At 43.9% G+C, this 2290-nt stretch carries 5 protein-coding genes; 4 read left to right on the plus strand and 1 reads right to left on the minus strand.

The annotated features are described in order from the left end of the window. Positions 1-107: type II toxin-antitoxin system ParD family antitoxin (locus JJU14_RS16540; RefSeq protein ID WP_228614817.1), on the minus strand; the 107-nt coding region annotated here is incomplete at its 3' end. 174 nt (positions 108-281) lie between these two features. On the opposite strand from JJU14_RS16540, the gene JJU14_RS16545 reads away from it, so the two are divergent. From JJU14_RS16545 to JJU14_RS16560, 4 genes are all read left to right on the plus strand, one after another. Continuing rightward, complete coding sequence (locus JJU14_RS16545) at positions 282-515, plus strand: hypothetical protein (RefSeq protein WP_228614815.1); 234 nt, start codon at positions 282-284, stop codon at positions 513-515. Between the two features lie 102 nt (positions 516-617). Further along, on the plus strand, positions 618-1787 hold the full coding sequence (locus tag JJU14_RS16550; RefSeq protein ID WP_228614816.1) for a serine hydrolase domain-containing protein: 1170 nt from the start codon (positions 618-620) through the stop codon (positions 1785-1787). A 96-nt stretch (positions 1788-1883) separates the two neighbouring features. Then, on the plus strand, positions 1884-2138 hold the full coding sequence (locus tag JJU14_RS16555; protein ID WP_009836585.1) for a type II toxin-antitoxin system prevent-host-death family antitoxin: 255 nt from the start codon (positions 1884-1886) through the stop codon (positions 2136-2138). Continuing rightward, positions 2131-2290: type II toxin-antitoxin system YoeB family toxin (locus tag JJU14_RS16560; protein ID WP_228614818.1), on the plus strand; the 160-nt coding region annotated here is incomplete at its 3' end. The genes JJU14_RS16555 and JJU14_RS16560, both read left to right, overlap by 8 nt.

The raw sequence follows: 2290 nt of genomic DNA on the forward strand, positions 1-2290 counted from the left end.
GCTGAGCGAATGACTTCACTCGCTGAGCCGTAACGCCCACTTTGGATCTGGCTTGCAATAAAGCCCTCAAAGTGTTCTCCAATAGTTATACTTGTGTTCTTTGCCATGTGCAGCTCTCCGGATACCAAAAGTTACCTAATTATGGTATTAAGTGGGGTTGTGAGCAAGGCGCATAACAAACAAATTTTATCGCCAGCAAAAATCGCTGGCTGCGACGTCAACCCGCTGCGCGGCTTTCCGCGCTAAATTTGGGCGTTATATGCTAGAGGAATTAATCGGGGATGAGTGAAATCATTGAGATTGTTGGCAGAAGTTTCCTTGCACTTGCTAAATGGATAATTATTTACGGTTTTATTGAGTTTTTTGTCCATGGTTGTGGCTACTTGACGTTAAAGGTATTCAGCTTTGGTAAGTACCCCGCATCGCGGCAACATAATAAAAATGTTTGTATAGGTACTGGTTTAATCGTTTTGGTTGCGGCTATTGCAACAATTTCTTTTTTCAATGCCCAGTAGGCATATAACAAACGCCATCAAAAACGCGCCCGTTGGGCGCTCGACTCGCAACAAGTTGCACGCGTTTGTGGCGGGCGTTAGCCACAACAAGGATAGGTAATTTTGAAAACAACTGGGGTAAGACTTAAATTTCGCATGGCTTTTGCCGGTGTCTGGTCACTACTAGTCGCTTTACAGCTATCGGCGGCAGAACCTTTGCAGCATTGGCAGCAAAAACTTGAGCAATCAGCGTTTTCCGGAACGGTATTCGTCGCAAACTCTGATGCCATTATTTTTCATCAAAGCTTTGGCTTCGCGGACAGAGAAAATCAGCGCGCTTTTGATGAGCACACCGTTTTTGATATTGGCTCAGTGACCAAGCAATTTACCGCAACGGCCATTATGTTGTTAGTAGAGCAAGGGAAGTTATCACTCTCCGCTACAATCGATAACTACTTTCCAGATGTTCCTGCTGATAAAAAGAATATCACGATCCATCATTTACTTACCAATTCCTCTGGATTGCCGGTGAACCCACCGCGGCGCTTCCGAGAGTACGATGTTATAGACATTGACGCTTATATTTCTCAAGTACTTAAACTGAAATTAGTATCCACCCCAGGCGAAGCCTATCACTATTCGAATATAGGTTTCAGCTTGTTGGCTCAGCTGATTGAAATTGCATCAGGCCAAAACTGGGAGGCTTACATTCACCAAAATATCCTGTTACCGGCGGGCTTAACAGAAACAGGGTATCGACTGTTGAATGTACCGCAAGAAAGACTTGCCATAAATTACGGCGCAGACCAAAACTGGCTGCAATGGCTGTTCAGGATACAGGCTGCAAGTCGGAGTGTTGGCGATCCTTTGCAACATCTACGTGAAAAACCAGGTAGGCGTTGGGGTGAAGGCTCCGGGCACTTTCTCTCCACAGCTCAAGATATGCACGCGTGGTACTTGGCCCTTCGTTCTGGACAGATTTTAAGTGCGGCCTCGTGGGCACAAATGCTTCATCCACATATTGCTGAAACCCCAAGTAAGATAGATTACTACGGTTACGGCTGGGTAATTTCAAGCCCCCCTGAAGAGTTTACAAGTATTTGGCACGATGGCTCGAATGGCTACTCGTTTGCAACTTTCCACTATTACCCTGACATTGACTTGTTCATACTTACCGCATCAAATGATATTGATAATTATCCATACCCGTTAATGACGGAGATGAGGAAATCGATGCAGCAAATGGTGGCTAACAAATCAATACAGCCGACCACTAACGTGTCGGCTGATTGAAGCGTTAGCTGCTTACAAGTTCGCATGTTCCATTAGCTGTACAAGTTGGTTTTTTAGTCATATACTTGTCTCATTAAACGTACATGTGGAGGTTTTATGAGAATTGTATCTTTTACCGAAGCTAGAAATAGCTTGAAGAGCGTTTTGGATGCTGTTGTTAATGACGCAGATACAACCGTGATCACGCGTCGTGATTCTGAAGATGCGGTTGTTATGTCACTAGATTATTACAATAGCTTAATGGAAACGGTTCATTTGCTTCGTTCTCCGGCAAATGCTGAGCACTTACATCGTTCAATTGCTCAGTTTAAAGCGGGTAAGGTGAGCCAAAGAGATTTAATCGATGAGTAGTCGTTTATTATCTTGGACTGATGAATCTTGGAATGATTATGTTTATTGGCAGACGCAAGACAAGAAAACACTTAAACGTATAAATAAACTCATTACGGATGCGGCGTTTTTCAAGATAGTTGTCACCATTGACCGTTTTAAGCGGCCTGTTT

It is taken from the genome of Alkalimonas sp., assembly GCF_020831925.1.
Classification (GTDB): Bacteria; Pseudomonadota; Gammaproteobacteria; order Enterobacterales; family Alteromonadaceae; genus Alkalimonas.

What these genes read in the sequence shown, in the direction of transcription:
- JJU14_RS16545 (WP_228614815.1), top strand. Translation starts at nt 282, where the DNA reads ATGAGTGAAATCATTGAGATTGTTGGCAGAAGTTTCCTTGCACTTGCT.
- JJU14_RS16555 (WP_009836585.1), top strand. Translation starts at nt 1,884, where the DNA reads ATGAGAATTGTATCTTTTACCGAAGCTAGAAATAGCTTGAAGAGCGTT.